This is a genomic window from Clostridium sp. UBA1652 (assembly GCF_002320975.1).
GTDB classification, from domain to species: domain Bacteria; phylum Bacillota; class Clostridia; order Clostridiales; family Clostridiaceae; genus Clostridium_T; species Clostridium_T intestinale.
This window is the reverse complement of the sequence record NZ_DCLI01000075.1, coordinates 12650-39032: the sequence shown is the minus strand read 5'-3', so window position 1 is coordinate 39032 and position 26383 is coordinate 12650. Positions and strand designations below refer to the sequence as shown.

Genomic DNA, 26383 nt, shown 5'->3' with positions numbered 1-26383 from the left:
GTATAGCAAATTATTCTTGCTACACTGTTTTTTCTGTTTTTAAATTATCTTTTTAAAGAAATAGACTTTTTAACAGCCTTAACTATTTCCTCTGAAGTTAATCCGTAAACTTTAAGAAGTTCTTCTGGTTTTCCACTCTCTCCAAAAGTATCTTTAACACCAACTTTAACAATTGGAACTGGATATGTTTCTGCTAAAACTTCTGAAACTGCTGATCCAAGTCCACCTATAACATTATGTTCTTCAACTGTAACTAATGCACCTGTTTCTTTAGCTGCCTTTACTAGCAGTTCACTATCTATAGGCTTTAACGTATGTATATTAATAACTCTAGCATTAATTCCTTCACTTTCTAATATACCTACCGCTTCCAAAGCAACATCTACCATTATTCCGTTAGCTATTATAGTTACGTCATTACCTTCTTTTAAAGTTACACCTTTTCCTATAACAAAAGAGTATTCAGGGTTGTCGTTTATTACATTAACTGCCGCTCTACCTAGTCTTACGTAACAAGGTCCATTATATTCTGCTACAGCTTTTATCGCTGCTTCTGTTTCTACGGAATCACTTGGCGAAATTACTGTCATATTTGGTATACTTCTCATAAGTGACAAATCTTCTATTGCTTGATGAGAAGCCCCATCTTCTCCAACTGTTAATCCAGCATGTGTAGCACATATCTTAACATTTAATTTAGGATAACATATTGAATTTCTGATTTGTTCAAAGGCTCTTCCAGCTGCAAACATAGCAAAGGTACTTACAAACGGTATTTTCCCACATGTAGAAAGTCCAGCTGCTACAGACATCATATTTCCTTCAGCTATTCCCATGTTTATAAATCTATCTTCACAAACATTTTTAAAATCTGCTGTTTTTGTTGACTTAGATAAATCTGCATCTAATACTACTATGTTCTTATTAACTTGTCCTATTTCTGCCAAAGCCTTTCCATATGCTTCTCTTGTAGCTATCTTTTTACCCATTAGTTTTCTCCTCCTATTTCTCTTAACGCTTGTTCGCATTGCTCTTTATTAGGTGCTGTTCCATGCCAAGCTGCTTCATTTTCCATAAAAGATACCCCTTTACCTTTTATTGTTTTAGCTATGATAGCAGTTGGTTTATCTTTCGTAGCCTTCGCTTCTTCTATAGCATTCAGTATATCTTCATAATTATGCCCATCTATTATTATTGTTTTCCATCCAAAAGCTTCAAATTTTTTATCAATTGGAGATGGATTCATTACTTCATGTATATCTCCATCTATTTGAAGTCCATTAAAATCGACAAATATAGTTAAATTATCTAATTTATAATGTGCAGCACTCATAGAAGCTTCCCATACCTGTCCTTCTTCTAATTCTCCGTCTCCAAGAAGGGCAAAAACTCTATAATCTTTATTATCTAATTTTCCTGCCAAAGCCATTCCTACAGCAGCAGATATTCCCTGACCTAATGAACCTGTTGACATATCTACACCTGATAAGTCGTTCATATTAGGATGTCCTTGAAGATTTGAGCCAAGTTTTCTTAAAGTTTTTAATTCTTCTACATCAAAATACCCTTTTCTTGCCAAGGTTGCATATAAGACTGGAGCAGCATGGCCTTTTGATAATACAAATCTATCTCTATTTGGATTTTGAGGATCTTTAGGATCTATTTTCATCTCATTAAAATATAGTGTTGTTAGTATATCAGTTGCTGATAAAGATCCACCTGGATGACCTGACCCTGATTCAGTAAGCATGGATACTATATCCTTCCTTATTACTTTAGCTATTTCTTTTAGTTCAGCAATTTTATTACTCATACTTATCCCCCTGCTTAAAAATTTATTTTTCTACGATTATTTTCCAGTTGCAATTATAACATATAATATAATATTTTGTATATACAATTTCCTTATATAAGCTATATTTTTCACTATTTATTTTTATTGTGCTATACTATTTATTCAAAAATAAAAATAGGTTATTTAAAATTAATCAATTTTAAATAACCTATTAATATAATAACTTTTAAATTAAGTCTTTTCTTAAGAAAGTCCTAAGCTTATCAATAAAGCTTTGTCTACTTTTTTCATATCGCCTTCAGTCATATGACCAATTTTTTCCTTTAACCTTCTCTTGTCCAAAGTTCTAACCTGCTCAAGCAATACTACTGAATCTCTATTTAATCCATATTCTTCAGACGAAATCTCTACATGAGTAGGCAGTTTTGCTTTGTTTATCTGAGAAGTTATTGCAGCCACAATAACTGTTGGACTATACCTGTTTCCGATGTCATTCTGGATTATAATAACCGGTCTTATGCCGCCTTGCTCAGATCCTATTACCGGACTTAAGTCAGCATAAAAGACATCTCCTCTTTTTACTACCATATTGGTCATCTGTCTATCACACTCCGCATAACCACTTCTCGTATTCATCAGTTTCTTGTATACAAGAATCCATACAAGTTTCAGCTAATTCTAAATTAATCTGTGCCATTTCTTCGTAGGCTTTAATTATTTCTGATTCGTTTAAAACTACTTCTTGACCCTCAATATATAATATTAAGTTGTTTTCATTAAATTTACTATTTTTTTCATTATTATTGAATAAATTTAACTTTTTTGAATTATCCTTTGATATAGACATAACCATTCCTCCTAGGTAGAAAAAGAGTTTATGTACTAATTATATTGCAAATTATGTCAATATGTCAAAGGATTTTATCTCTTCATTTTCCATATTTTAGTTTTTAGTTACACATAGTTTCTTATTTTGACAATTTTCTCGTTGTTTATGTAAACTCTTGGCACTCTTCTGCCAATCATACATATAATTTCATAATTTATTGTATCTAAAAGTTCTGCTAAATCATCTGCATTAAATCTTGTATTACCATGTTCACCTAAAAGTATTACCTCATCCCCAACTTTTACTGTACCTACATCAGTTACATCAATCATACACTGATCCATACACACAGCTCCTACTATCGATGCTAATTTCCCATTTACAATAACCTTTCCTTTATTAGAAAGTGCTCTTGTATAACCATCAGCATAACCTATAGGCAATGTTGCTATGACTCTTTCCTTATCTGTTTTATATTTTCTTCCATAGCTTATATACATATCTTTAGGAAGTGTTTTAACATGAACTACGCTGGTTTTGAGAGTTAATGCTGGTTTTAAATCTAGTCTTTCTTTTATAACTTCATTAGACGGATAATATCCATACATTATTATTCCTGGTCTTACTGCATTAAAATGTGCCTCTGGTAAATCCATTATTCCAGCACTATTTGATGCATGCTTTATATTAATTTTAATTCCTTCATTCTCTAGGTCATCAACAAACTTATTAAACTTAGCTAGTTGCTCTAATGAATAAGTTTTATCAGCTTCATCCGCTGTAGAAAAATGAGTAAAGATTCCTTCAATATTAATATTAGGTAATTTACTTATTTGTCTAACAGCTTCCATTCCTTTTTCATTTGGCAAGAATCCTATTCTTCCCATACCTGTATCTACTGCAATATGAATTTTAGCCGTTTTATTTTTTTCTTGAGCTATTTCTGAAAGTTTCTTTGCGTACTCCAGATCATAAACGGTCTGCTCTATATTATTATTTAATATATCTTCTGCAAAAGTTAATGGTGTAAAACCTAAAATTAATATCGGTACATTTATTCCAGATTTTATAATCTCTAAAGCCTCTGTTATTAAGGCTACAGCTAAATCAGTAACTCCAGATTTTAATAATACTTGAACAATATCCAAAGCTCCATGTCCATATGCATCTGCTTTAACTACTCCATATATTTTCTTGTTTTCACAAAGATTTTTTATTTGTTTTACATTATGCTCTATACGTCCTAAATCAACTTCTGCCCATACAGGTCTAATACTATTTTCCATTACTCACACCTCTTAATACTCTCTCTATTCTCCTAAATCAAATAGAGTTTCATCCACCTTAGCATCTCGTATAAAATTATTATAAAAGGCTTCTACTACTAATTCTCCTTTTTTATTAAACACTAAAAGCTTTTCTGGAACTCTTTCGTATATATCTACATATAATATGGCTCTATCTAAATTAGGATTATTATTATCAAGCACTACGTTAACTTTAAGATATCTCTTATTTATCTCTTTATCATACTCCATCTCCATAGTACTTCCATCATTTAAATACTTAGAAAGATTGTTAATAAAACTAATTGAATAAAAACTATAATCTTGAGTTGTAGTCTCATAGCCCTTATTTAAAATTTTATCCCAAACTTTAACCTTTCCTTCATTATTATACACCTGTATTCTATCTTCTCCAAAGTCCACTCTATTACCTTTATTGTCACTATAAAGTTGATTAGTTTCTTCTTTTATTTCTCCTCTTGAATTTTTAATAACATACCTTACGTCACATTGATAACTTTTAAGCTCTCTTATGTCACTTATAATTTTTTCATCACTTCTTGAGAACTTCAAGTACACTATTGAGCAAAAAGATAAGCCTATTACTAAGAATATAAGTATTAAAAACAGGATTTTTCTCTTCATAATTCCTCCAAACTAATTAATCCTACATTAATACTATTATCACATAATTTTATTTATTCATCCTTTGATACAAACTCTTTTAAAAACAAAGGTAAATTTTCTACTATATTGCTGGCATTAACTATATACATTATTTTTGATAGTTTTTCTCCTATATACCCATGCAAATATGCGCCTAATTTTGTTGCTTGAAATACATCTACTCCTTGTCCCATCAAAGCACCAATTATACCAGACAAAGTATCTCCCATTCCCCCTGAAGCCATGGCGCTATTTCCAGTTGGATTAACACATACTCCATTTCCATCAGATATTACCGTATACAATCCCTTTAATAATAAAACTATATTATATTCTTTGCTAAATTTTTTTACTAATTCTATTCTATTTTCATTTACATATCTTATGGATTTACCAGTTAATCTACTCATTTCTCCTGGGTGAGGAGTCATCACTACCTTACATTTACATTTATGTAACAGACTCAAGTTATTTTCTAGTACATTAATTCCATCAGCATCTATTAAAAGGTTACCTTTAAAAGTTTCAAGAATTAATTTTAATTTATCAAGAGTTTCAATTGTATTTTCAAGTCCAGGGCCAAAAACAATGACATCAGATTTATCTATAATTTCTTTGAATTCCTCTGATTCATAGTCTCCAACCATAGCTTCCGTTAATTTGCTATCCAAAGATGGTTTCAACGTTTTATCTGTATACAGATAAACCAGACCCGCTCCTGCTTTTACTGCAGCTTGAGTACTAAGATATGCTGCTCCTGAGTACCTATTACTTCCTGCAACAACACACACTCTACCAAACTTACCTTTATGATAATGTCTTTTTCTTTTGGGTATAAGATTTTTTACATCTTTCTCTTCTAACATCCAAATACTCTCTGATACTTCTTTTTCTATTTCATTTGGTATTCCTATATTCTCTACCATTAGTTCACCGATATAATCTAATGCTTCGTAATTTATAAAACCTTTTTTAATCGATTGAAAGGTTATTGTTTTATCAGCAAATATAGTTTCTCCTAAAGGAACTCCCGTGTCGCTACAAAGTCCTGATGGAATATCTATAGAGATCTTATACGCTTTAGACTTATTTATTTCATTTATCAGCTTTAAATATATTCCATCAATATTTCTATTCAAACCAGTCCCAAATATGCAATCTACCAAAACCTCGCACTCATTTATGTTTTTTTCAAAGGCACTTAAATTCTTATCCTCTGATAGCAAAGTAATTTCTACTTTCAAACATTCTAATAACTTAAAATTAGTATTGAAATCGCTTGTTTTTCCACTAGTATCAGCTGCTATAAATACCCTAACTTTCTTATTAAGGTTAAGTAGATGACGTGCTAATGCTAGGCCATCACCTCCATTATTTCCTGGACCACATATAATTAGTATGTCATCCAAATTTTCAAAGTGTTTTAATAGAGAGAATACTGCATTCTCCATCAATAAAATACTTGGAATACCCCACTTGTCTATCGAGATCTTATCCATTTCTCTTGAAGACTTAGAGGTTAGGATTTCTATCATATCTCCTCCTATATTTTTTCTAATACTACATATGCAACTGCATTTGTAGTATTATGAGATATACTTAAATGAATATTTAGATTTTCTTTTTCCACCAATTCCTTAGCCTTTCCATGAAGTAAAATACCTGGCTTTCCTAAAGTATCTCTTGTTATCTCTATCTCTCTTAAAGAGAAACCTCTTACACCTGTACCTAACGCTTTTGAGAAGGCTTCTTTAGCTGCAAAATTTCCTGCTAAACTCTCATACTTATTTTTTTTATTTTTAACATACAGTATCTCTGATTCATTAAAAACTTTTCCTAGAAAACTTGTAGTTCTTTCTATTGCATTTTCAACCCTATTTATTTCTATTATGTCAACTCCTATACCATAAATCATAAGCTTCCTCCTGAAGTTTCACTTTATATCTAAAATTTTATACTTAAATTATATAATTACAACTAACAAGTTTTCAAAATAATAATTTTTTCATAATAAAAAGAAAGAGCTCTAAACCCTTTCTATATTATTCTTTAATTAGGAAAATCCATAACACATTCATCTATTGTTTCTCCTAAAACATCCACTAGATGTATGGGTGATACTCTATACTTATAGAGTAAATCTACCATATTTTCTACTTTGTTATATACTGGAGAAATCTTATTTATACATTCCCTTTCTATATTTATTAAATTTTCATCATTGAAGTCCATCCTTTCAACTTCTATGCCGTAGGCAACCATATTTCTATAGTCGGTTTTAACTAATCTGTACGAATACTCATACCTACTGTTATCTTGTACACTTTCAACAACTTTTTCATTCTTTAAAATAATCATTGATTTTTCTCCCCCTTAATAACTTATAAATCCCCTTTGGCATAAAATAAACTCTAAAAAAATCATATCATAATCTACTAAAAAAACTTTGTCAAACAATGGTCTAAATTTAAAAAACTTTCTATTATTTATAGACAATTTATTTGTAAAAAGAGCAAATCTGTAAACAACTTCCTCCAAATACCCTTTATTAATGGGGGTTAAAATCGAATTATTTAGTTTTTTGTGGTATTATTTTTGTTAATTCTACATCAAAAGACAAATATGCACATATATCTTCTAAAATAAGTATTGTTGCTATTGACATGGGTAGCATATCTTCCCTTACATTAGCTAGTGAATACCTATTTTTATAACTTTCTGCAACTTCTTTTCTGTATTTTATATCTTTATATATTTCATTCAATATTCTACATAAATCTTCATATATATTAATTATAAAAGTCTGCTTCTCTTCATAAGAATACTTTTCACTTAACCCTATTAAAGTATCTATATCAGTATGTTTATATGTAGTTTTTAAATTTTCAATTAAAATTTCTCCTACATAACTACCAATTATCTCTTCATTAATTAAAGCAATCTCACCTTTTGTATTAAATAAAACCATAAATTCTACACTTATTTTCCCTATGGTCTTTAGCTCCTCTATAATCTGCTTTATATTATTATTAAACTTAGTAGTATAGTTAGACTCTAGCATGAAATACTCTACTTCTCTTGCACATACTAAATTTATAAACTCAAAAAAACTTTTTGATGATATTTTTTTATCCAAGCTAATCCCCTCCTTATGCCAAATTATTCTTACTATTCAAGTACTATTTTATGCATAAACAGTTAATTTTATTACGAAAAAAGAATCGGATATACCGATTCTTTTAAAAACATCTCTCTAAAAATTCCCTTTTCCATAGCTGAAATTTGTGTATACGTTGACAACCCTAATTAAATTATACCAATATTCGTAAATAAAATCAACTCTAAAATAAAATTGCTATTATTATATTTCATATAAATAGAGAATGTTACAAATTTCAAACTTATAACATTCTCTTTAACATTATTCAAATATTAGTTCTCTTACTATTCTTGCTTTATCTTTATAGCTCTCTTTATCTTTATTAAACAATGCTGATGTTCCTAATACATACGTATCTATGTCCCTATTCTTCAACTCTAAAATAGTGTTTTTATTTATACATCCATCTACTTCTATAACAGGTTTTCTGTCAAATGAATTCATATATTCATTCAATTCATCTATTTTTTTTAATACGCTATAATTAAACTTTTGGCCTGCAAACCCCGGGTTTACAGTCATCATTAAAACCATATCTATTCTTTTCAAATATGGCTTAATACTCTCAATAGATGTTTCTGGACTTATTGCTAAAGATACCTTTATTCCTTTTTTTCTTATACGTTCAATATCCTCATCAACATTTTTACTTGCTTCTATATGAAATGACATAACTTCCGGTTTTAAATATGAATACATATCTATGTATTTTGGCACATCTACCGTTGCTAAATGTATATCTAATGGTATCCTAGTAGCCTTACTTATAGCCTCTAATACATATGGTCCCATAGCTAAGTTATTAACAAAAACACCATCCATAACATCACAATGTAGAAGTTCAATATTTGCTTCCTCTAGCCTCTTTAATTCTATAGCTAACTCTAATTGATTAGCACACATTATAGATGCAGCTAACTTCATATTACTCAACCCCTTATAAATCATTATACAATTATAGTATATTTAGATATATTAGATAAGTCTAGTTCACTATACTTTTCTAAAAAAGGTGCTAATCTATCTAATATTTTATTTACTCCGCCTATACTATCTGATTCAACATTAAGAGGAAGTACTGGTTCATGTAGGGACAATCTAAGTAGAAACCACCCATCTCCAGAATTTTCATTACAGTTTATCTTTATTCCTTCAAAGTTTTCATGATCTACACTCCAACCTTCAACTTTATAAGCATACTGCTTTACTCCACTTATTACCTGTTCCCCATATGATTTAAAATTCTCTCTTCTTATCTTAAGTCTTATATCTTCACTTTCTTTTGGGTGTTTTAATCCCCTAATAAGACTTGATATCTCTTTTCCTTCTTCTTTAAGTTTAGCCATTTTTATTAATATTTTAGCTATAAGATAAGCACCATCATCTAAAAAGTAGTTTTCCTTTAAAGCTGCATGTCCAGATGTTTCTATAGCTAATTGACTATCTGTGCCTTCTTCATTTAGTCTTTTAGATTCGTTTATTACATTTTTATATCCTCTTTTGAATCTATGATGAACTCCACCTAAAGTACTTATAAACTCAGCTAATCCTGTAGATGTTACTGAATCAGTAACTATTACTGATTTTGGATGTTCTTCAAGCACTATAGAAGATATTAGCCCTATAAGAGAATTTTTATTTATTTCTTCTCCTGTATTAGATACTATTGCAGCTCTATCTACATCAGTATCAAAGATTATCCCAAGATCTGCATCCCATTTTAACACGGCCTTTTTTATAGATTCCATGGCCTTTTTATTTTCTGGGTTAGGAATATGATTGGGGAAAGTTCCATCAGGGTCTAAGAATTGACTTCCTTCTGTATCAGCTCCAAGCTCCATTAATACTTTATTAGCAAAGAAACCTCCAGCCCCATTTCCAGCATCTACTATTATTTTTGCTCCATCTAATGGTTTATTGTAATTTTTCTTTGAGTTTACTGATGACCTGATTTTATCAACCAACAAGTTTGAATACTCATCTATTAAGTTTACTTCTTTAAGTTCTCCCTTAGTTGTATAGCTCATCTCGGAGTTGTAGGTTGAGAATAAGATATCTTCTATATCTTTCTTCTCACAACCCCCTTCTTTAGTGAAAAATTTAAGTCCATTATAGTAATAAGGAAGGTGACTTGCCGTTATCATTATAGCTCCATCACATTTGTAATTATCTAATAGTGTTGTCATAAACATAGCTGGCGTTGTACTCATATTACAGTCATACACATCACACCCTACATTTATAAGTAAATCTATTAAAGAAGTTCTAAGCTCTGGTCCTGACAATCTTGAATCCATACCTACTGCTATTTTTATCTTACTTTTACCGCTACATTTATTTTCTTTTAACCACTTTACAAATCCATTTCCTATAAATCTTATTACCTGAGGTGTTAGATTTACTTTATGCTCTGACGTTTCTATAGCTATTCCTCTGATATCTGTTCCATTCTGTAACTTCTTTAATTCTTCTATCACAATAAATCCCCCCTTTATCTATAAAAACTTCTATATATTACCTTGTTCTACAGCTGTAATACAATCTAATCTATCTTGATGACGTCCACCTTGAAACTCAGCATTAATCCATATATCCACTATATCTAAAGCTAGGCCTTCTCCTATAACTCTTTCACCTAAACATAATATATTTGTATTATTATGTTCCTTAGTAGCTTTAGCTGAAAAAGTATCTCCAACAACTGCTGCTCTTATACCATCAATTTTGTTTGCCACTATAGACATACCTATTCCTGTACCACAACATAATATTCCTAAATCACTTTTTTTATCTACTACAGATTTTGATACATTTATAGCATAATTAGGATAATTAACGCTTTCAGAACTAAATGTACCATAGTCGTCTACCTCTATATTCTTAGATGTAAGGTATTCCTTAATCTTTTCCTTCAATTTAAAACCACCGTGATCGCAACCTATTGATATTTTCATTTTTATCATCCTCTCTATATATTCAATATTTATTCTGTTGTAAGAAAGTAAATGACGTAGTATAATTAATTATTAATAAAAGAATAGGAGAATACTCGCAATATTCTCCTTATCTTTATTATTAAAATGTGAGGGGTTAAGGGGTATTAATAATTTCATTTATTTTATTATTAAACAAATCAATATTCTCTGACAAATCTTGTTTAAATAAAGATGAACCTATAACAATATCTCTAGCTCCACACTTAATAACATCTTCTATGTTATCTATGTTTATTCCCCCATCTACTTGAATAGTAAAGTCGTAATTACCATCCTCTTTTATCTTATTTAATTGTTTTATTTTCTCTAAAGCAAAAGGTACAAATGCTTGTCCTCCAAATCCAGGCTCAACAGACATTATTAGAACTCTATTTAGTAGTGGATAAACATATTCTAAGCACTGTAGTGATGTAGCTGGATTTATTGCTACCCCTGCCTTAATTCCAAAACTTTTTAAATAATGTATACTTTTATATAGATGAGTCGCTACTTCTGCATGTATTGTTATACTGTTTGTACCTGCCTCAACCAAAGTTTCAACAAATTTATCTGGATCAGTAACCATAAGATGAACATCAAATTCTGCATCTGTTAATTTTCTTAAAGAAGCTATTTGGTCCAATCCGAATGATATGTTGGGAACATAGTGTCCGTCCATAAGGTCTATATGGATTGATTTTATATCTTTTTGATTAAATACTCCGAAATCCTCTGCGTAATTACATACATTTGCTGATAACAATGATGGTGAAATTATTATATCCATTTATATCCCCCCTCAATCTTAAGTTCTACTTCTAAAGCTACTTTATTAACTTTATCTTTTATTACGTCTTTAGTTATTAAGATTTTATAACAACCTTAATTTCGCTTCCTTGCATAGCTGCATCTATACCGTCTCTCCAGTTCTCAAGGTCTACCATTTTAGTTACTAATGTTTCAGTATCAACTTTCTTATCTCTTAGTAATTCTAAAGATGTTATCCAAGAACTTGGTTTTTGAGATCTAGATCCAATATATCTTATTTCTCTTTGAATAATAGCTTCTTGATCTAATTCATTTTTTACTTTAGCGAATAAGCCTACTTGAACAAAGTCACCTTTTTTCTTTGTAAGTCTTAATCCTTGATTTACTGCATGGATAACTCCTGAACAATCAAATACCTTATTAGCTCCATATCCATTAGTTTTTTCCATTACTATCGCATCTAAATCTTCTTGAAGTAAATCTACAACTAAATCTATACCTAACTTTTTAGCTAATTCCATTCTCTCTTTATCTTTTGTAACTCCTGCTAGTATTACGTAAGCACCTTGAGATTTTACTACTTGGCTAAGAAGTAATCCTATTGGACCTGGTCCAAATACTAATGCAACTTCGCCTGCATTTATAGTAGTTTTTTCTAATGCTGCATGTACACAACAAGCAAGTGGTTCTGTTAATGAAGCTGCTAATAAGCTAACATTTTCAGGTAATACATGAACACTTTCTTCTCTTGATAATACATACTCTGCAAAACTTCCATTTGCTTGAGTTCCTATACCTTTTCTAGTAGAGCATAGATTATAATCTTTACTTTTACAGAAATCGCACTCACCGCAAGTTTCAAAAGTAGTTTCACTAGTTACTCTGTCTCCAACCTTTACCTTTGTAACACTTTCACCAACTTCTACTACTACACCTGAAAATTCATGACCTAGTACTACAGGTGTTTTTATATTTCCATATTCACCTTTAAAAGAGTGTAAATCCGATCCGCATATTCCACTATATTCAACTTTTATTTTTACTAGATTCTTTACTGCCTTTGGCTCTTCGATATCTAGTAATGCCATTTTATCGTATCCTTTTTCTGTTTTTGTTAATGCTTTCATAACTATATACCTCCTAGTTTTGTACTTCTTTTTTTTATTTTATCTAAAATTAAAACTTTACAACATAATCTAGAGATATGAGTAATTTATTAGTTGAAGAAAGGTTGTACAAGTTGAGATAATTTTAATACTAACCAGTTAAGTAAGTTACCACCTGTATCAAAGTTAGATACTAAAGTTGCTCCTTCTGGCATATTAAAGTCTGCACCTGATAACATTTGTGTAAATACTGGAGCAAAGTCAGTTGCCATATATAATGAGAATGCCATTACGATTGTACCTGTTATAACTGATTGAACTATATTTCCTTTTCTTGATCCTACTATAAATGCCACAATGAAAGGAATTGTTGCTAAGTCAGCAAATGGTAATACTTTATTTCCTGGTAAAATTATAGCTAAGAATATTGTTATTGGTACTAAAATTAATGCTGTTGATATAACTGCTGGATGTCCAACTGCAACCGCTGCATCTAGTCCTATATATAAATCTCTGTCGCCATATTTCTTTTGTAAGAAATCTCTTGCTGCTTCTGAAACTGGTATTAAACCTTCCATGATTATCTTAACCATTCTTGGCATTAAAAGCATAACTGCTCCCATGTTTATACCTGTTTTGAATATTCCACCTGCATCATATCCTGCTAAAAGTCCTAATATCCAACCTATAAATATTCCCATCATCATAGGTTCTCCGAATATACCAAATTTCTTTTGAATAGTTTCTGGATCTGCTTTTATCTTATTTATTCCTGGTATTTTTTCAACTAAATATCCAACTGCAAAACCTAAAGGTGCAAAAGATGCTGTTGAAGCTGTAGGTAATGATACACCATCTAAGTCATAGAATTCTGCTACCATTGGAGCAGTTTTATCTGCTATAAATAATGTTACTACTTCTAGTAAAATTGCACAGAAAATTGCGAACCACCAACTATTTGTTAAAATATATGCAGTTGCTCCTGCTGCTATAAAGTGCCAATAATTCCAAATGTCTATATTTAAAGTTTTTGTTGTTCTAGTTAATATCATTAATATATTAACTCCCATGATTATAGGTATTAATATCGCTGCTACTGGAGAAGCCCAAGCTCCTGCTGCTGCAGATGGCCATCCTGTATCAATTACTGTTAAATTTAAACCAAATCTTTCTACCATTGTTTGTGCTGCTGGTCCTAAACTTCCGCTTAGTAAGTCTATTACTAAACTAATACCAACAAATCCAATTCCTATTGTAAATCCAGCCTTTATAGCCTTTTTAAATCCTGTACCAAATACTAATCCTATTAATAGAATAGCAATCGGTAAAATTACTGTAGGTCCAAGTCCTAATACGTATTGAATGATTTCCATAATATATTACCTCCTAAAATATTAAATAATTTTTATTTAAACTGTCTCTTTAAGCTTTTTAATAAAAAGACAGTTCTAAATCTTTTTTTATCTTAAATAGCTTAATATTTGCTCATCTAACTTTGGCATACCAATTCCAGTAATATATGCTGTTGCTTTCAAAGCTGGGATCTTATATGTCGTAGGTAGAATTGTTGTTGATACAATTAAATCTGCATTATCTTGTTTAGATGCCACCTCTGCTATTTTACATTGAATTATCTCTGCATCTATTCCATTCTCTTTTACTAATCTTTCCACTTTGTCACACACCACTGTTGATGTTGCTATTCCTGCTCCACATGCTACTAAAATACGTTTTTTCATATTAATATCCTCCTCGTAATATCTTTCTTTTAACTTGCTTCTAATATACTTTTAATTTCGTTTACATCTTTTGATGAAATAATCTTTTTTACTACTTCTTCTTCTTGAATTAAACCCATCAATTCTTTTAGTACTTCTAATTGACTATGAGGTTTATTTAAACCTAACATGAAAATTAAATTAACCTCTTCTTCTTGGGTTTCATCATCCATCAACTTAAATTTTACTGGTTTTTCAGGTACTATTACTGCAATGAACTGTTCCTTTATATATTCTGCCTCTGTATGAGGAATGGCTACACTATAGTTTTCCAATTTTATTCCTGTAGGGAATACATCTTCTCTCGACAACAAACCTTCTAAGAAGTCGCGTTCCACATAGCCATGTTTAAATGCTTCGTCATGCATCATTTGAAATAATTCATTTCTATTTTTGCAAGGTAGATTTACTTTTATCAATTCTTTCTTAATATAATTATTTATCTCCATCCCCACTTCTCCTTCCTGAGCTAGATACTATTTATATTAGCAAGGGACATGCCAACATTATGGAATATTTTGATTTCATGAAAACATTTTCTTGATATCTTTTACAGATTGAGCTGTTTTCAGCTTTTCAGTAAGATCCTCTTCCCTAATCATGGAAAATAATTTTTTAATTTCTTGTCTATTATTTTCTTTTAATGCCAACATCACTACTAAATCTACCATTACTTCCCCTTCCCACTGGACTGGATTATTTAGTTTTGCTATGGCAATTGCCGGTTTTATCACGGTTTCTGGTAATCCGTGAGGAATTGCTATTGTATTATTAAATATTCCACTACCCATGGCTTCTCTTTTATATAGACTTAATATAAATTTGCTATTAACATATCCCTTATCTTCTAAAGTTTCTGCCATCTTGTCTATAATACTCTCTTTAGATAATTCATCCATATCTAAAAATACCAGGTCTTCTTGTATTAAATCTATTAACCTTTCTTCAATTACAACGTCTTCTTGCGTGTATATATCCATAAATTTAGATATTCTGTTTATTCCTTTACCATTTAATATACTTTCGTAGGACACAAATGGAACGTTGCTTATCTTAGGATTTATTGTTCCACAAACTGCTACCACATTATATTCCTCTGAAAGTAACTCTATCTCCTCCTCTATATCTTCTTTATTTATAAAGCCCATAGGGAATATTTCTATATCTTTATTATCTCTTTTTAAGTGATTTTCAAGATATTTTTTTATACTTAGGGCATTACCTTCTCCAGTTAAGCATATTGTTACTAAAGCTTTTTTCTTTTCATCTACATTTGCTCTACTAGATATCTCTGACTTAAATGTACCCTGATATAATCTTGACTCCTTTAATTCTTCCATTATGTTATCAAGACTATCTCCTTCTATTGAAGCTTTTCTAACTGCTTCCAAAGCTAGCAGTGTATCAACTCTTCCTATTGTTTTAGCTCTAATTCCAGTCCTTTCTTCAATAGCACTAGCAAATCCACCTAGGGACCCCATATCTACAAGTAAAAGACAACCTTTACCTTCATCTATTTGTTTAACAACCTTTATAGTTCTCTCTAGTGCACTTTCTGGGGATTCATCTAGAGCGATTTCTATTCCTATGGTATCATCTACTCCTAATAGTTGATTTACTACATCTGCCATCCCTTCTGCTACATGACCATGAGTTATTATAATTACTCTTACTTTAGGTTCTAGTATTAACTCGTCTGAACAAAACTTATTAATATATAGCGCTATATATCCAGCTTCATCGTTTGGTATTGGTAGATTAGTAGCTTTTTCTATAGTCTTTCTAATCTTTTCTGCTACTTGAAACTCTTGGGGAAGCACCTTTTTAGTAACATCTATATTTGATTTTGTTATGCTCTTCCCAGTAAGTACTCTCTCAATAGTAAAGTTAATGTGTATTGCAAGTGCTATAAAAAAGCTGTTATTTATAAACTTATATTTATCCCTTACAATATCTAGTATTTTTTCGGTTATGTTTATAACTTCAGGTCTTACTATAGTCTTTAATTCATTTATATTAAGAACCTTTGTAATATTTTTATTATCAATTATCCTTCCTAACTTACCTTCAACTTTTTGCAAAAGAATCTCATCAATTTTTTCTGACTTCATCCCTTGACTCTCAAGATTCTGGAACTCATTTTCTATATATTGATATATCTCGTTCTCATTTACGTACTTAGTAATTTCACTTTTATGACTTTTCATATTTTTAATATCAATATATAGATCGTCAGTAACTAAGCTCATTATTGTTTTGTTTATTTTATTTCCTTTTAAGAACTCACTTTTAATAATGTTACTTAAGTCTTCCATATCAATAATTACTTCGCTGATGTTTTTAGACATGTATTTAACATATCCTTTTGCACATATTACTTGTATATCACTCTTAAGCTGTCCGATATTTCCTTGACAGTTATATAACATTAAGCACATAAGCACATCTCTAGTTACTAAAAGATTCCTATTAACTCTATTGGCTTCTCTAACTAAAAACATTGTTATAATCTCAAGTTTTTCTGATAGCGGTCTATCTGTTAGCTTAGGCAACTCTATTAACATTGGAATTCTTCGCCTAAAGGTTAATAGCAGATTAGATTCTGGATTTTCTGTGGTAGCTCCTAGTATTAAAACATTTACATTTCTTTCAGTATTTGTCTCTCCAAGTTTTCTATACTTACCTTTATCTATTAAATAAAATAGAATTTCTTGTCCTTCTGGCGGCAGTCTATGGATTTCATCTAAAAATAGTACTCCTCCATTAGCCTTTTCCACTAATCCTTCCCTATCTGAGTTGGCTCCAGTATATGCACCTTTTACCACACCAAATAATTGAGATATTAGAAGATTTGGGTTTTCAGCATAATCTGCACAGTTAAATATGATAAATGGAGCGTCTTTGGATTTAACATTGTTAGCTACAGCAAATTCATACATGCATTCTGCTAATTCACTTTTACCGACTCCCGTTCCCCCGTATATTAATGTATGTAATCCATTTGGGGGGTAAAGTATAGCTGCTTTTGCTAAATCAATCTTGTTTTTAAGACTTCCTCTATAACCTATTAATTTTTTAAATCCTGATTCATCTTCCTCTGCTTTTTCTTGTCTTTTTATATATTCTTTAAATGTATTAGAAGATTTTTTTAAATCTTTATTATCATCATTTTTTGATTCAGTATCCTCTAATAAATCTTTCATATTTCTAGCCACAATATTTCTAGAGATATTGTATCCTCTTTCAATCATCAGATCAGTTAACTTCCTCTCTGACATGTTTGGATTTTTAGTTAGAATATCTTTTAAGTCCTCTAACAATATTTTTTTTCTTCTATCTCTAGAGTCTGGAATATTTAGTTTGTTTCTTTCACTTATAATCTTTAATCTAGGTAAAGATAATATTTTAGCTAATTCTTGATCTGTATAAGGATTCTTTTTATCTTCTTGTTTAATAATTTCTACTAGTTTTTCCATATCTATATCACCCCGTTACTGAATCTAGCTTATATTTCGACTGATCTATTATCACCACCTTTCCATAATAATAATTAATTTTATGTTAATAAATTTCTAATGAAATATTATTATATACTGTTTTTTTTATTTAGCATAGTTCATTATCTTATAATCTGAACTTTTTATACCAATATAACAAGCAATATTTATGCCAATTTATCCTTTTATTCCAAATAAAAAAGGCTATCAAATTTGATAACCTTCTTTAACAAAGTATTTCCCTTAAAATAAGGCTGGGAAAATCATACATAAAACTGTTATTAATATAGCTGAACCTGCTGCTCCTACTGCCGCACAAAACATTGACTTTTTAAAATCCAATCCTAAAAAAGCCGCTATAGCTGTTCCTGTCCACACACCTGTAGTAGGAAGTGGTATAGCTATAAAGGTTATAAGCCCAATCTCCTTATACTTTTCAAGATTATGTTTATTTTTACTTATTTTATTATCTATAAGATTTGTTATCTTTTCAAATTTAGGATATTTTTTTAACCACTTATAAATCGCATTAAATAGTAGCAAAATAAAAGGAGCTGGTATTAGACTTCCTAAATAACCTACTATAAATGCTTGTAGTGGTTCCATTCCAGCATAAATAGCATATGGAATTGCTCCTCTTTGCTCTATTAGTGGTGTTGCAGACAATAATAAAACCCAAAAAACTGAACTCATTAATTTATATCTCCTATTCTAAAACTTAACAACTTATTGTTAGTTCATAATTATATTGTAAAATAGCTATTTTATCAACAAATTATTACCATTTAATAAATTTGTAAATTAATTCTACAGTATTTATTTTTATCAACAATTATTATATAATAAGATTAATGGATAATTATTATTATATAATAATAAAATATTATAATATATAAGGAAGGTGTAAAATATGCGCTCTTTAGAAATAAAAAAAGATATTCATTGGGTTGGAGCTTTAGACCCAGATTTAAGAATTTTTGATATTATAATGTATACTCCTTATGGAACAACTTATAATTCATATGTTGTTAAAGGAAGTGAAAAAGTTGCTGTTTTTGAAACTGTAAAAGAACAATTTTTTGATCAATATTTAGCACGCTTAAAAACTCTAGATATTGATGTTACCAAAATAGATTATATAGTTGTAGATCATACAGAACCTGATCATGCAGGTTCTGTCGCAAAATTACTAGATTTATCTCCTAAAGCAAAAGTAGTAGGTTCTGCACCTGCAATTAAGTTTATGGAGAAAATAGCTAATAGAGATATAGATGCTATTGTGGTATCTGATAACGACAGTATAAGTTTAGGAAATAAAACTCTTAAATTTATATCTGCTCCATTCTTACACTGGCCAGACACTATATATACCTATATACCAGAAGATAAAACACTTATTACTTGTGACTCCTTTGGAGCACACTATTGTTTTGAGGACGTATTTAATGATAAAATTCCTGATCAAGAGCAATATAATGAAGCGTTAAGATATTACTTTGATTGTATAATGGGACCTTTTAAATCTTATGTTTTAAGTGCAATAGATAAAATTAAAGATCTGGATATAGATCTTATCTGCCCTGGTCATGGTCCAGTTTTAAGAGAAGATCCATGGAAGATAGTTTCTTTGTATAAAGAGTGGAGTACTCCTCCAGCTCCTAAAGAAATAAAAAAAATTACAATTTCTTATGTATCAGCCTATGGATATACAGAGCAGCTAGCTAACAAAATATCTGAAGGAATTCAATCCGTAGGTAAATTTGATATTAAGTTATATAATGTTATTCATAATGATTTAAAAGATATAGTAAAAGATATTTCTGATTCTGAAGGTATTTTATTTGGTTCACCAACAATAGTTGGAGAATTGCTCGAACCAATCAGAGATGTTTTAGCTAAACTTAATCCTGTAATTCACGGTGGAAAATTTGCAGGAGCATTTGGTTCATATGGTTGGAGTGGTGAAGCAGTTCCTAGAATGGAAGCTCGTTTAAAGGAATTAAAAATGAAAATGTACACTCCTGGCTTAAAGATACTATTTAAACCATCTCCTGAAGACTTGAAAAAAGCCTTCGAGTTTGGTGTTGGATTTGCTCAAACTATTATGGATAAAGAGGTTAAAAAAGGAGCTTTAGTTTAATATATAGCTTAATCAAATAATTCCTGGGGATAAACCCCCAGGAATTATTTGATTTCATCCAAAACCGCTTCTTTTTCTTGTTGTCTTCTTTGCAAAAACTTAAAATCTTCTGCGATAACTTCTGCTATGTATTTTTTGTTTCCTTCTTTATCTTCATAACTTCCTGTTCTTAAGCGGCCACTTAATGTTAGCATAGTTCCTTTTTTTCCATACTCACAAATTACTTCTGCTTTTCTTCCCCACATTACTACAGGGATTAAGTCTGATTTTCTAGTTCCATCTGATGCTTTAAAATTTCTTTCTACAGCTATAATAAATTTAGTAAATACTTTTTCTGTCTCTTCTAGTACTCTAAGTTCAGGGTCTTTGATTATTTTTCCCATTAAAACTATTTTATTCATTAATTTAACCTCCTGAATTACTTTATTGTAAATTCTAACCATAATTCAGGATATTATTCAAATATAATTTATAATCTTTATAAATTTAAAAACTATTTATTCCATTAAAATCGCATTAATTTCTCCACCTAAAAGAAGTATAACAGAAGTTATATAAAGCCATGTCATCAATACAATCACAGCACCTAAACTTCCATAAAACCTAGAATAATTGGAAAAATTATTTACATAAAATGAGAATAAAGACGACACACCAATCCATCCTAGTGTTGTAGTTACCGCTCCTGGTAATGCGTCATGCCACTTTAATCTTTTACAAGGAGCAAAATGATATAATGTGGCAAATACAAATATCATAACAAATATAAGTATTGCAAATCTCAGTATATCCCAAGCGAAGGTTATAATATTATCAAAAGGGAGTTTGGCAATTAAAAACTCTCTAATAACTCCTCCAAATACAACTAAAAATAATGTTAAAATTATAATTAATACTACTCCGATTGTACAAAGAATAGAAATTAAAGTCCCCTTTATATATCCCCTTGTTTCTTTTATTCCATAAGCTTTATTTAATCCTTTTATAACTGCTGCAAATCCTGACGAGGAGGACCATACAGATAATATTACTGAAAACCAAAGCAACTGGCCCTTTTGTCCGTCTAAAACCTCTACAACAGTAGATTCAATAAGTAAATAGGTATTTATAGGTAATAATCCTTCTAAATATTTTAGTGTATCTGTTGTACTTATATTACTGAATCCTACAATAATCATAATTAACATTAGAAGTGGAAAAAATGAAAGTAGTAAATAATAGGCTAATTGAGCAGAAAGTGCAAAAATTTCATCCTCATTAACTCTAACTATTAACTTTTTAATAAAACTCCAAAGGCAATTCTTATCCATAAAACAATCTTTTTTCATGCCATTGTCTCCTTAACTTAATTGCTATAATTTATAATTACACTCTCGTACTACTTATTATACCAAAATACCTACATAAAGATTTATAATAACTTACTATTTCTTTTATTAATGATATAATTGTAGTGAATTAGTTATTTTGCAGGAGGTAATACATTTATGAACTTGTTGATAGAAAATGAATTTTTAAAAGTTGAAGCTAATGCTTATGGTGCTGAATTACATAGTATTAAAACTAAAGATAATGCAACAGAATTTCTATGGAATGGTGATGAAAATTATTGGAAATACCATGCTCCAATTTTATTCCCAATAGTGGGAAAGGTTTCAGAAAATAAATATAGAGTTGATGGAAATACCTATGAGCTTCCTCAACATGGATTTGGTAGAGTATGCAATTATGAAGTAATAAATAAATCTCAAGATTCTTTAGAATTTCTTTTGAAATATAACGAAAAAACTTTAGAAATATATCCTTATAAGTTTTCACTTAAAGTTAAATATACCCTTATAAATAATTCTATAAAGGTAAGTTACACTGTAGATAATTTAGATGATAAAGATATCTATTTCTCAGTAGGCGCTCACCCTGCTTTCCTTTGCTCAATAGAAGAAGGTGAAACTATAGATGACTATTATTTTGAGTTCTCTGAAAAGGAAACTACTTCTATAATGGAACTTTCTCCAATTACAGGACTTTATACAAATAAGAATATTCCTTATCTAGATAATGAGAATAAGATTCTTTTATCAAAGGAAATTTTTAAAAACGATGCTTTAGTATTTAATAATTTAAAATCCAACAAAATTTATTTAAAGTCTAAAAACCATAATAAATATATGTCTATGGATTTTAGTGGATTCCCTTACCTAGGTTTGTGGTCTAAGCCTACAGGTGCACCTTTTGTATGTATCGAACCTTGGTATGGCCATGCTGATTACGAAGGTTTTACTGGAGAATTTAAAGACAGAGAAGGCGTAGAAAAATTAGAAATAGGAAGTACTTTTGAATGCTCTTACATTTTAGAGTTTTTTAGTTAAAATCATATAAAAGGTGTTGAAAAATAATTTTAAAAATAATTTTAAAAATAATTTTTTCAACACCTTCTTTATTTAAATCATATTCACTAATTTTCCATTTGATTTACTAATATACTTCTTTCTGAGAACTTATTCATTATTTCCTTTAGATTAAGAACATCATCCATCTCATAATAACCAATCTTATCAATGATAAATCTTACTGCTCTTAATGCCCCTAATGCAAAAGCCTTTCTAGAAAAAGACTCATGTGTTATCTCAATCTTATCATGTTCTCCAGCCATTATCACCTTATGTCTACCCACTATTCCACCAGCTCTTACTGATAATATAGGGATAGAATTAATATCAATGTTATTAATATTTTCTTCATAAGCATGTCCTTTTACTATTTCATTTGCAATCTTTTTAGCTGTGCTTGTAGGAGCTTCCTTCTTTTCTTTAAAATGAGATTCTATAATTGTAGAATCATAGTCTTGGAGAATACCTGCTGCTATGTTAGTAAGCGTCATTAATACGTTTACTCCTACTGTTATGTTTGGCGCATGAACTATGGCTGTTTTATTTTCTCTAGTTAAGTTAACTAACTTTTTGTGTTGCAATTCATTAAAACCTGTAGTTCCAATAATTATTTTAACTTTCATCTTAGACAATATTTTTGCATTTTCTATAGCAGCTTCACTTTTAGAGAAATCTATTGCTACTTGAGGTTTATATTTTAATATATAACCTTCAAGATCATCGGACTCTATGATATTTACCCCAGTATTACTTATATTTAATACTTCTCCTAAATCCCTATTAGCCTTTTCACTATCTTTACTACATACCACAAAAGTTAGGTCTATATCCTCTTCTTCCAATAAAACTTTAGCTATTTCTTTTCCTGTTCTACCTAACCCTAATAAACAAACTTTTATCATCAACAGTTCTCCTTTCACTTTAATCACAACTTAATTATATTTTATAAGTTGTCAGTAGTCAACTTGTTTTGTTCCATAATATAGAAAAAAATAAATAAACAGTTATTTAAATCTCTTGCAATAACTGTTTATTTATCTTCTAAGGATTTCTAATGTCTTTTTCTTTTAACAAAATCTCCTGTATATAAGGCTTTATAAATTGATAAAATTTTATTCCATGTGGCTTCATCTACCTTACCAGTAGGAGGTAAATCAAATTCTTTTTGAAGCTTCTTTACTGCAAGTTCAGTTTCTTCGTTGAAGTATCCAGTAACCCTTACTTGATGTACTCTATAATTATTCTTAGATAAAATGTTTATATACTTTTGTAAAATAGTCACGTATCCATCTTCATCTTCAATCATAATCGGTAATCCTGGATAATCATATATATTTTCAATTCTCTTATTCTCTTTTTCATCACCTAAAGATTTATATACAGATATTAATTTATTCCAATCGTTATATCCTACTTCCCCAGTAGGACTCAATCCGAAGAGTCTCTGAAAAGAACTTACAGCATTTCTAGTCCTTTTTCTATATATACCATCTACAGCTATAGTCGGTACCTCTTTATAAAATTTAGCTATTGCATTTAAGTAAGTCTGTAGCCATTTTATATCATCATTAATTAAATATTCTTTTAGCATATATCCCGGATAATCAGAAGAATATATATAGGTTTCTCTAATATTTTTTCGCTCTAATTTTTTATACACGTTATAAATCATATCCCAAGTATTAACACCTACTACTCCATCTGCGTCCAATCCAAATAACCTTTGAAATTCTATAACAGTTTGCTTGGTTATATTCCCGAATATTCCATCTGGAAGTATACTTGGTATATTATAATATTTAGAAATTTCAGCAAGATAGCTTTGCATCTCCCTTACTTTCTCTCCCCTTGATCCATATTTTAATAAATATCCTGGATACTTTCCATCTCCCTCTGGCTCTTTAATCTCTTCTTCTGGTTCTTGCTCTAATTCAGCTAGTCTTTTTACTCCAACATAAATACTAGATATTCTATACCAAGTAGCTCTACCTACAATACCATCTGGTGTCAAATTAAAAGTTCTCTGAAAAGTCTTGACTGCTTCCTCAGTTTCTTTTCCAAAATTCCCATCTTTTAAAGGTATTTTCGGTATTGCAGGAAAATTTTTAGCTATTCTATTTAATTGCTTTTGAATTACTTTAACATTTTCATTTACATCATTAAGTCTTAAAGGGGTTCCTGGATAAGATTCCGGTATCCCTTCAATCATGATAGCTCTAACTAACTCCTTATCCTCACCAAAATAATACTTAACAATCCCAAATGCCTCCATTCCTGCTTTGGCTAAGTCCACAGTTCCCCATTGAGATAGCCCATCACATGTAACGGTGGTTCCATTGCAATATTGAGCAAAAAATGGAGTTTTGTTTCCTATAGTTATAATATACTTACTAAAAATATCATCAACAATCTTGCTTATGTTCTCAAATATATTTCTACCTTTTATAAAATATTGGTCATAAGCAGTAGAATTCGTTATTTGAAAAGAATACCCTTTATTTCTATACCATTCTGTATAAATTCTATTTAATGCAAAAGATATCTGACAATAAATATTGGCTTTTAAAGCTTCTTCTGGCCAAGTTGGATAAATTTCACTTGAAGCAACATTTTTTATGTAGTCAATAAATCCTACTGTAACATTTTCTGCCGCTGCACTTGGGGCTCCTAAATGAACTATAATAAATTCTGGTATATATACTTCATCCAAAACATATGGTGTAATTGAAATTCCTTGTTTTTCGCCTAATCCATTCTTCATAACAAGCTTTTGAGGTGAAATAACTATTTGTTTTGGTGAACTCTTAAAATTATTCTTATTACTCTCCTCAACTATTTCAATGTTTTGTATAGATGTATTTTCTTCAAATACACTTACTCCCTCTACTATAACCTTACCATCTTTTTCTGAATCTACCTCTATATCATATACTCCATAAGGAAGTACCCCCTCCTCATAAGGTTTTAAGGAAAGAGACTTTTCTGGAGTTATAACTTCTATATTCCTACTTCTTCCACTTATATCAAATGCATCCTCATTCTCATAAACTACTTCCTTATTTTCAGCATTTATAATTTTAAGCTTAGCTTTTGTTATAGGTAATGCATCCTTTACTTTAAATAATCTAACTAATATATAACCTTTTGCCAAAATAAACACCCTTACAAATTATTATTTATAATATACTATTCAAATAATATGTGAGAGTGTTTTTATTAATTTATAACACTTGATTTTCTTTTATAGTGAAAAAGTGATGCACAACATTTTGCATCACTTTTTCTAGTTTATAAATCCCAGCCTATTGGCCCATAAGTATCCTTATCTAAAAGTACTAAAACCTTAGTAAGTTCTTCAACATGTTCTTTTTCTTCTTTAGTTATACTATTTATAATCTTATTTACATACTCATCACAAATTTCATTAACCATGTGATCATAAAGTATTATTGCCTCCAACTCTCCTTTAATAGCATCTCTTATAAATTTTAATAAATCATCTTTTGCTGGTCTATTTTTTACCCCTAACTTTTCTCTTCCTCTATTAGATAGCTTAACTTCATTTTTCACTTTTTCCTGCATAGCACTTTCTTCATCATCTACTTTTCTTAAAGCATCTAAAAACATTCCATAGTGTCTTTTTTCTTCTTCCATTATATGATGAAGTATTTCTTTTACTTCCCTATTATCGGTATAACTAATGAAATAGCTATAGTCATCTATAGCAACTAATTCTGCTATCATACCTTCTCTAAGTAGATTAGCAGTGGACCTTGCTCTCCCCTGAGGTTGTCTATCTGTAGTATAACTCATAAATTTTCTCCCATTTTTATTGATATATTATATATTATTAAACTTATAAATTTAGTGATACTAAAAGCATTTATAATTGTATGCATACATTTTAATTTTTTATATATTTGCGTTAAGATATATTCAATTAAGTGAAACTTGATTCAGAGGGGTTTTATCCCATCTGAATCTTAGTTGAAC

27 protein-coding genes are annotated in these 26383 nt (G+C 30.0%); 2 read left to right on the top strand and 25 right to left on the bottom strand.

Translation table 11 applies throughout. The annotated features are described in order from the left end of the window. Nucleotides 1-44: 44 nt before the first annotated feature. From B3N22_RS14875 to B3N22_RS14780, 20 genes are all read right to left on the bottom strand, one after another. The gene (locus B3N22_RS14875) at nt 45-989 is read right to left on the bottom strand and encodes a transketolase family protein (RefSeq protein WP_286908383.1); all 945 of its coding nucleotides are present in this window, start codon (nt 987-989) and stop codon (nt 45-47) included. After that, a complete protein-coding gene (locus B3N22_RS14870) occupies nt 989-1813 on the bottom strand; it encodes a transketolase (RefSeq protein ID WP_021803539.1) in 825 nt (274 codons plus the stop codon). Before B3N22_RS14870 ends, B3N22_RS14875 begins: the two co-directional genes overlap by 1 nt. Before the next feature lie 225 nt (nt 1814-2038). Next, a complete protein-coding gene (locus tag B3N22_RS14865; RefSeq protein ID WP_034856351.1) occupies nt 2039-2392 on the bottom strand; it encodes a type II toxin-antitoxin system PemK/MazF family toxin in 354 nt (117 codons plus the stop codon). 7 nt (nt 2393-2399) lie between these two features. Then, entirely contained in the window at nt 2400-2642 is a 243-nt protein-coding gene (locus B3N22_RS14860; protein WP_286908379.1) for a hypothetical protein, read from the bottom strand. Between the two features lie 107 nt (nt 2643-2749). Further along, complete coding sequence (alr, locus tag B3N22_RS14855) at nt 2750-3910, bottom strand: alanine racemase (RefSeq protein ID WP_286908378.1); 1161 nt, start codon at nt 3908-3910, stop codon at nt 2750-2752. A gap of 24 nt (nt 3911-3934) precedes the next feature. Beyond that, nucleotides 3935-4555, bottom strand: coding sequence for a germination lipoprotein GerS-related protein (locus tag B3N22_RS14850; RefSeq protein ID WP_238902224.1), 621 nt, complete (start codon nt 4553-4555; stop codon nt 3935-3937). 53 nt (nt 4556-4608) lie between these two features. After that, nucleotides 4609-6111 carry an NAD(P)H-hydrate dehydratase gene (locus B3N22_RS14845; protein ID WP_286908375.1) on the bottom strand — a complete coding sequence of 501 codons (1503 nt, stop codon included), beginning with the start codon at nt 6109-6111 and terminating at the stop codon, nt 4609-4611. 8 nt (nt 6112-6119) lie between these two features. Next, nucleotides 6120-6491, bottom strand: coding sequence for a holo-ACP synthase (acpS, locus tag B3N22_RS14840; protein ID WP_021803545.1), 372 nt, complete (start codon nt 6489-6491; stop codon nt 6120-6122). Between the two features lie 134 nt (nt 6492-6625). Further along, entirely contained in the window at nt 6626-6934 is a 309-nt protein-coding gene (locus tag B3N22_RS14835) for a DUF6514 family protein (RefSeq protein WP_021803546.1), read from the bottom strand. Between the two features lie 211 nt (nt 6935-7145). Further along, nucleotides 7146-7712 carry a hypothetical protein gene (locus tag B3N22_RS14830; RefSeq protein ID WP_286908372.1) on the bottom strand — a complete coding sequence of 189 codons (567 nt, stop codon included), beginning with the start codon at nt 7710-7712 and terminating at the stop codon, nt 7146-7148. Between the two features lie 285 nt (nt 7713-7997). Next, on the bottom strand, nt 7998-8660 hold the full coding sequence (locus B3N22_RS14825) for a ribulose-phosphate 3-epimerase (protein ID WP_286908371.1): 663 nt from the start codon (nt 8658-8660) through the stop codon (nt 7998-8000). A 23-nt stretch (nt 8661-8683) separates the two neighbouring features. Beyond that, nucleotides 8684-10213 (bottom strand): phosphohexomutase domain-containing protein, encoded by a 1530-nt coding sequence (locus tag B3N22_RS14820; RefSeq protein WP_286908369.1) that lies wholly within the window; start codon nt 10211-10213, stop codon nt 8684-8686. A gap of 30 nt (nt 10214-10243) precedes the next feature. Beyond that, the gene (gene rpiB, locus B3N22_RS14815) at nt 10244-10690 is read right to left on the bottom strand and encodes a ribose 5-phosphate isomerase B (protein WP_073019166.1); all 447 of its coding nucleotides are present in this window, start codon (nt 10688-10690) and stop codon (nt 10244-10246) included. Nucleotides 10691-10826: 136 nt separating this feature from the next. Continuing rightward, a complete protein-coding gene (gene rpe / locus B3N22_RS14810; RefSeq protein ID WP_021803551.1) occupies nt 10827-11498 on the bottom strand; it encodes a ribulose-phosphate 3-epimerase in 672 nt (223 codons plus the stop codon). A 76-nt stretch (nt 11499-11574) separates the two neighbouring features. Further along, nucleotides 11575-12606: a zinc-binding dehydrogenase gene (locus B3N22_RS14805; protein ID WP_286908366.1), complete on the bottom strand. Its 1032-nt coding sequence runs from the start codon at nt 12604-12606 to the stop codon at nt 11575-11577. 89 nt (nt 12607-12695) lie between these two features. Further along, nucleotides 12696-13958 carry a PTS galactitol transporter subunit IIC gene (locus B3N22_RS14800; protein ID WP_286908361.1) on the bottom strand — a complete coding sequence of 421 codons (1263 nt, stop codon included), beginning with the start codon at nt 13956-13958 and terminating at the stop codon, nt 12696-12698. 87 nt (nt 13959-14045) lie between these two features. Beyond that, the gene (locus tag B3N22_RS14795; protein ID WP_286908359.1) at nt 14046-14324 is read right to left on the bottom strand and encodes a PTS sugar transporter subunit IIB; all 279 of its coding nucleotides are present in this window, start codon (nt 14322-14324) and stop codon (nt 14046-14048) included. A 29-nt stretch (nt 14325-14353) separates the two neighbouring features. Continuing rightward, nucleotides 14354-14812 (bottom strand): PTS sugar transporter subunit IIA, encoded by a 459-nt coding sequence (locus B3N22_RS14790; RefSeq protein WP_286908356.1) that lies wholly within the window; start codon nt 14810-14812, stop codon nt 14354-14356. Nucleotides 14813-14887: 75 nt separating this feature from the next. Continuing rightward, nucleotides 14888-17839 (bottom strand): sigma 54-interacting transcriptional regulator, encoded by a 2952-nt coding sequence (locus tag B3N22_RS14785; RefSeq protein WP_286908354.1) that lies wholly within the window; start codon nt 17837-17839, stop codon nt 14888-14890. A gap of 264 nt (nt 17840-18103) precedes the next feature. Next, a complete protein-coding gene (locus tag B3N22_RS14780; RefSeq protein WP_286908352.1) occupies nt 18104-18553 on the bottom strand; it encodes a COG2426 family protein in 450 nt (149 codons plus the stop codon). Between the two features lie 217 nt (nt 18554-18770). Between B3N22_RS14780 and B3N22_RS14775 the strand changes: the two genes are divergently transcribed. Next, a complete protein-coding gene (locus B3N22_RS14775) occupies nt 18771-20000 on the top strand; it encodes an FprA family A-type flavoprotein (RefSeq protein ID WP_286908350.1) in 1230 nt (409 codons plus the stop codon). A 44-nt stretch (nt 20001-20044) separates the two neighbouring features. On the opposite strand, the gene B3N22_RS14770 is transcribed toward B3N22_RS14775, so the two are convergent. Together B3N22_RS14770 and B3N22_RS14765 are read right to left on the bottom strand one after the other, a co-directional pair. Further along, the gene (locus B3N22_RS14770; protein ID WP_021803560.1) at nt 20045-20401 is read right to left on the bottom strand and encodes a single-stranded DNA-binding protein; all 357 of its coding nucleotides are present in this window, start codon (nt 20399-20401) and stop codon (nt 20045-20047) included. 96 nt (nt 20402-20497) lie between these two features. After that, nucleotides 20498-21328, bottom strand: a complete 831-nt coding sequence (locus B3N22_RS14765) for a YihY/virulence factor BrkB family protein (RefSeq protein WP_286908347.1) — start codon at nt 21326-21328, stop codon at nt 20498-20500. A gap of 159 nt (nt 21329-21487) precedes the next feature. Between B3N22_RS14765 and B3N22_RS14760 the strand changes: the two genes are divergently transcribed. After that, nucleotides 21488-22369 (top strand): aldose 1-epimerase family protein, encoded by an 882-nt coding sequence (locus B3N22_RS14760; RefSeq protein ID WP_286908345.1) that lies wholly within the window; start codon nt 21488-21490, stop codon nt 22367-22369. 86 nt (nt 22370-22455) lie between these two features. On the opposite strand, the gene dapB is transcribed toward B3N22_RS14760, so the two are convergent. The 3 genes from dapB to B3N22_RS14745 all read right to left on the bottom strand — a co-directional run bounded on the left by dapB (nt 22456) and on the right by B3N22_RS14745 (nt 26203). Beyond that, a complete protein-coding gene (gene dapB / locus B3N22_RS14755) occupies nt 22456-23292 on the bottom strand; it encodes a 4-hydroxy-tetrahydrodipicolinate reductase (protein WP_286908343.1) in 837 nt (278 codons plus the stop codon). A gap of 149 nt (nt 23293-23441) precedes the next feature. After that, nucleotides 23442-25541 carry a peptidoglycan-binding protein gene (locus B3N22_RS14750; RefSeq protein WP_286908342.1) on the bottom strand — a complete coding sequence of 700 codons (2100 nt, stop codon included), beginning with the start codon at nt 25539-25541 and terminating at the stop codon, nt 23442-23444. 137 nt (nt 25542-25678) lie between these two features. Beyond that, nucleotides 25679-26203, bottom strand: coding sequence for a ferritin family protein (locus B3N22_RS14745; RefSeq protein ID WP_286908340.1), 525 nt, complete (start codon nt 26201-26203; stop codon nt 25679-25681). Between the last annotated feature and the right edge of the window lie 180 nt (nt 26204-26383).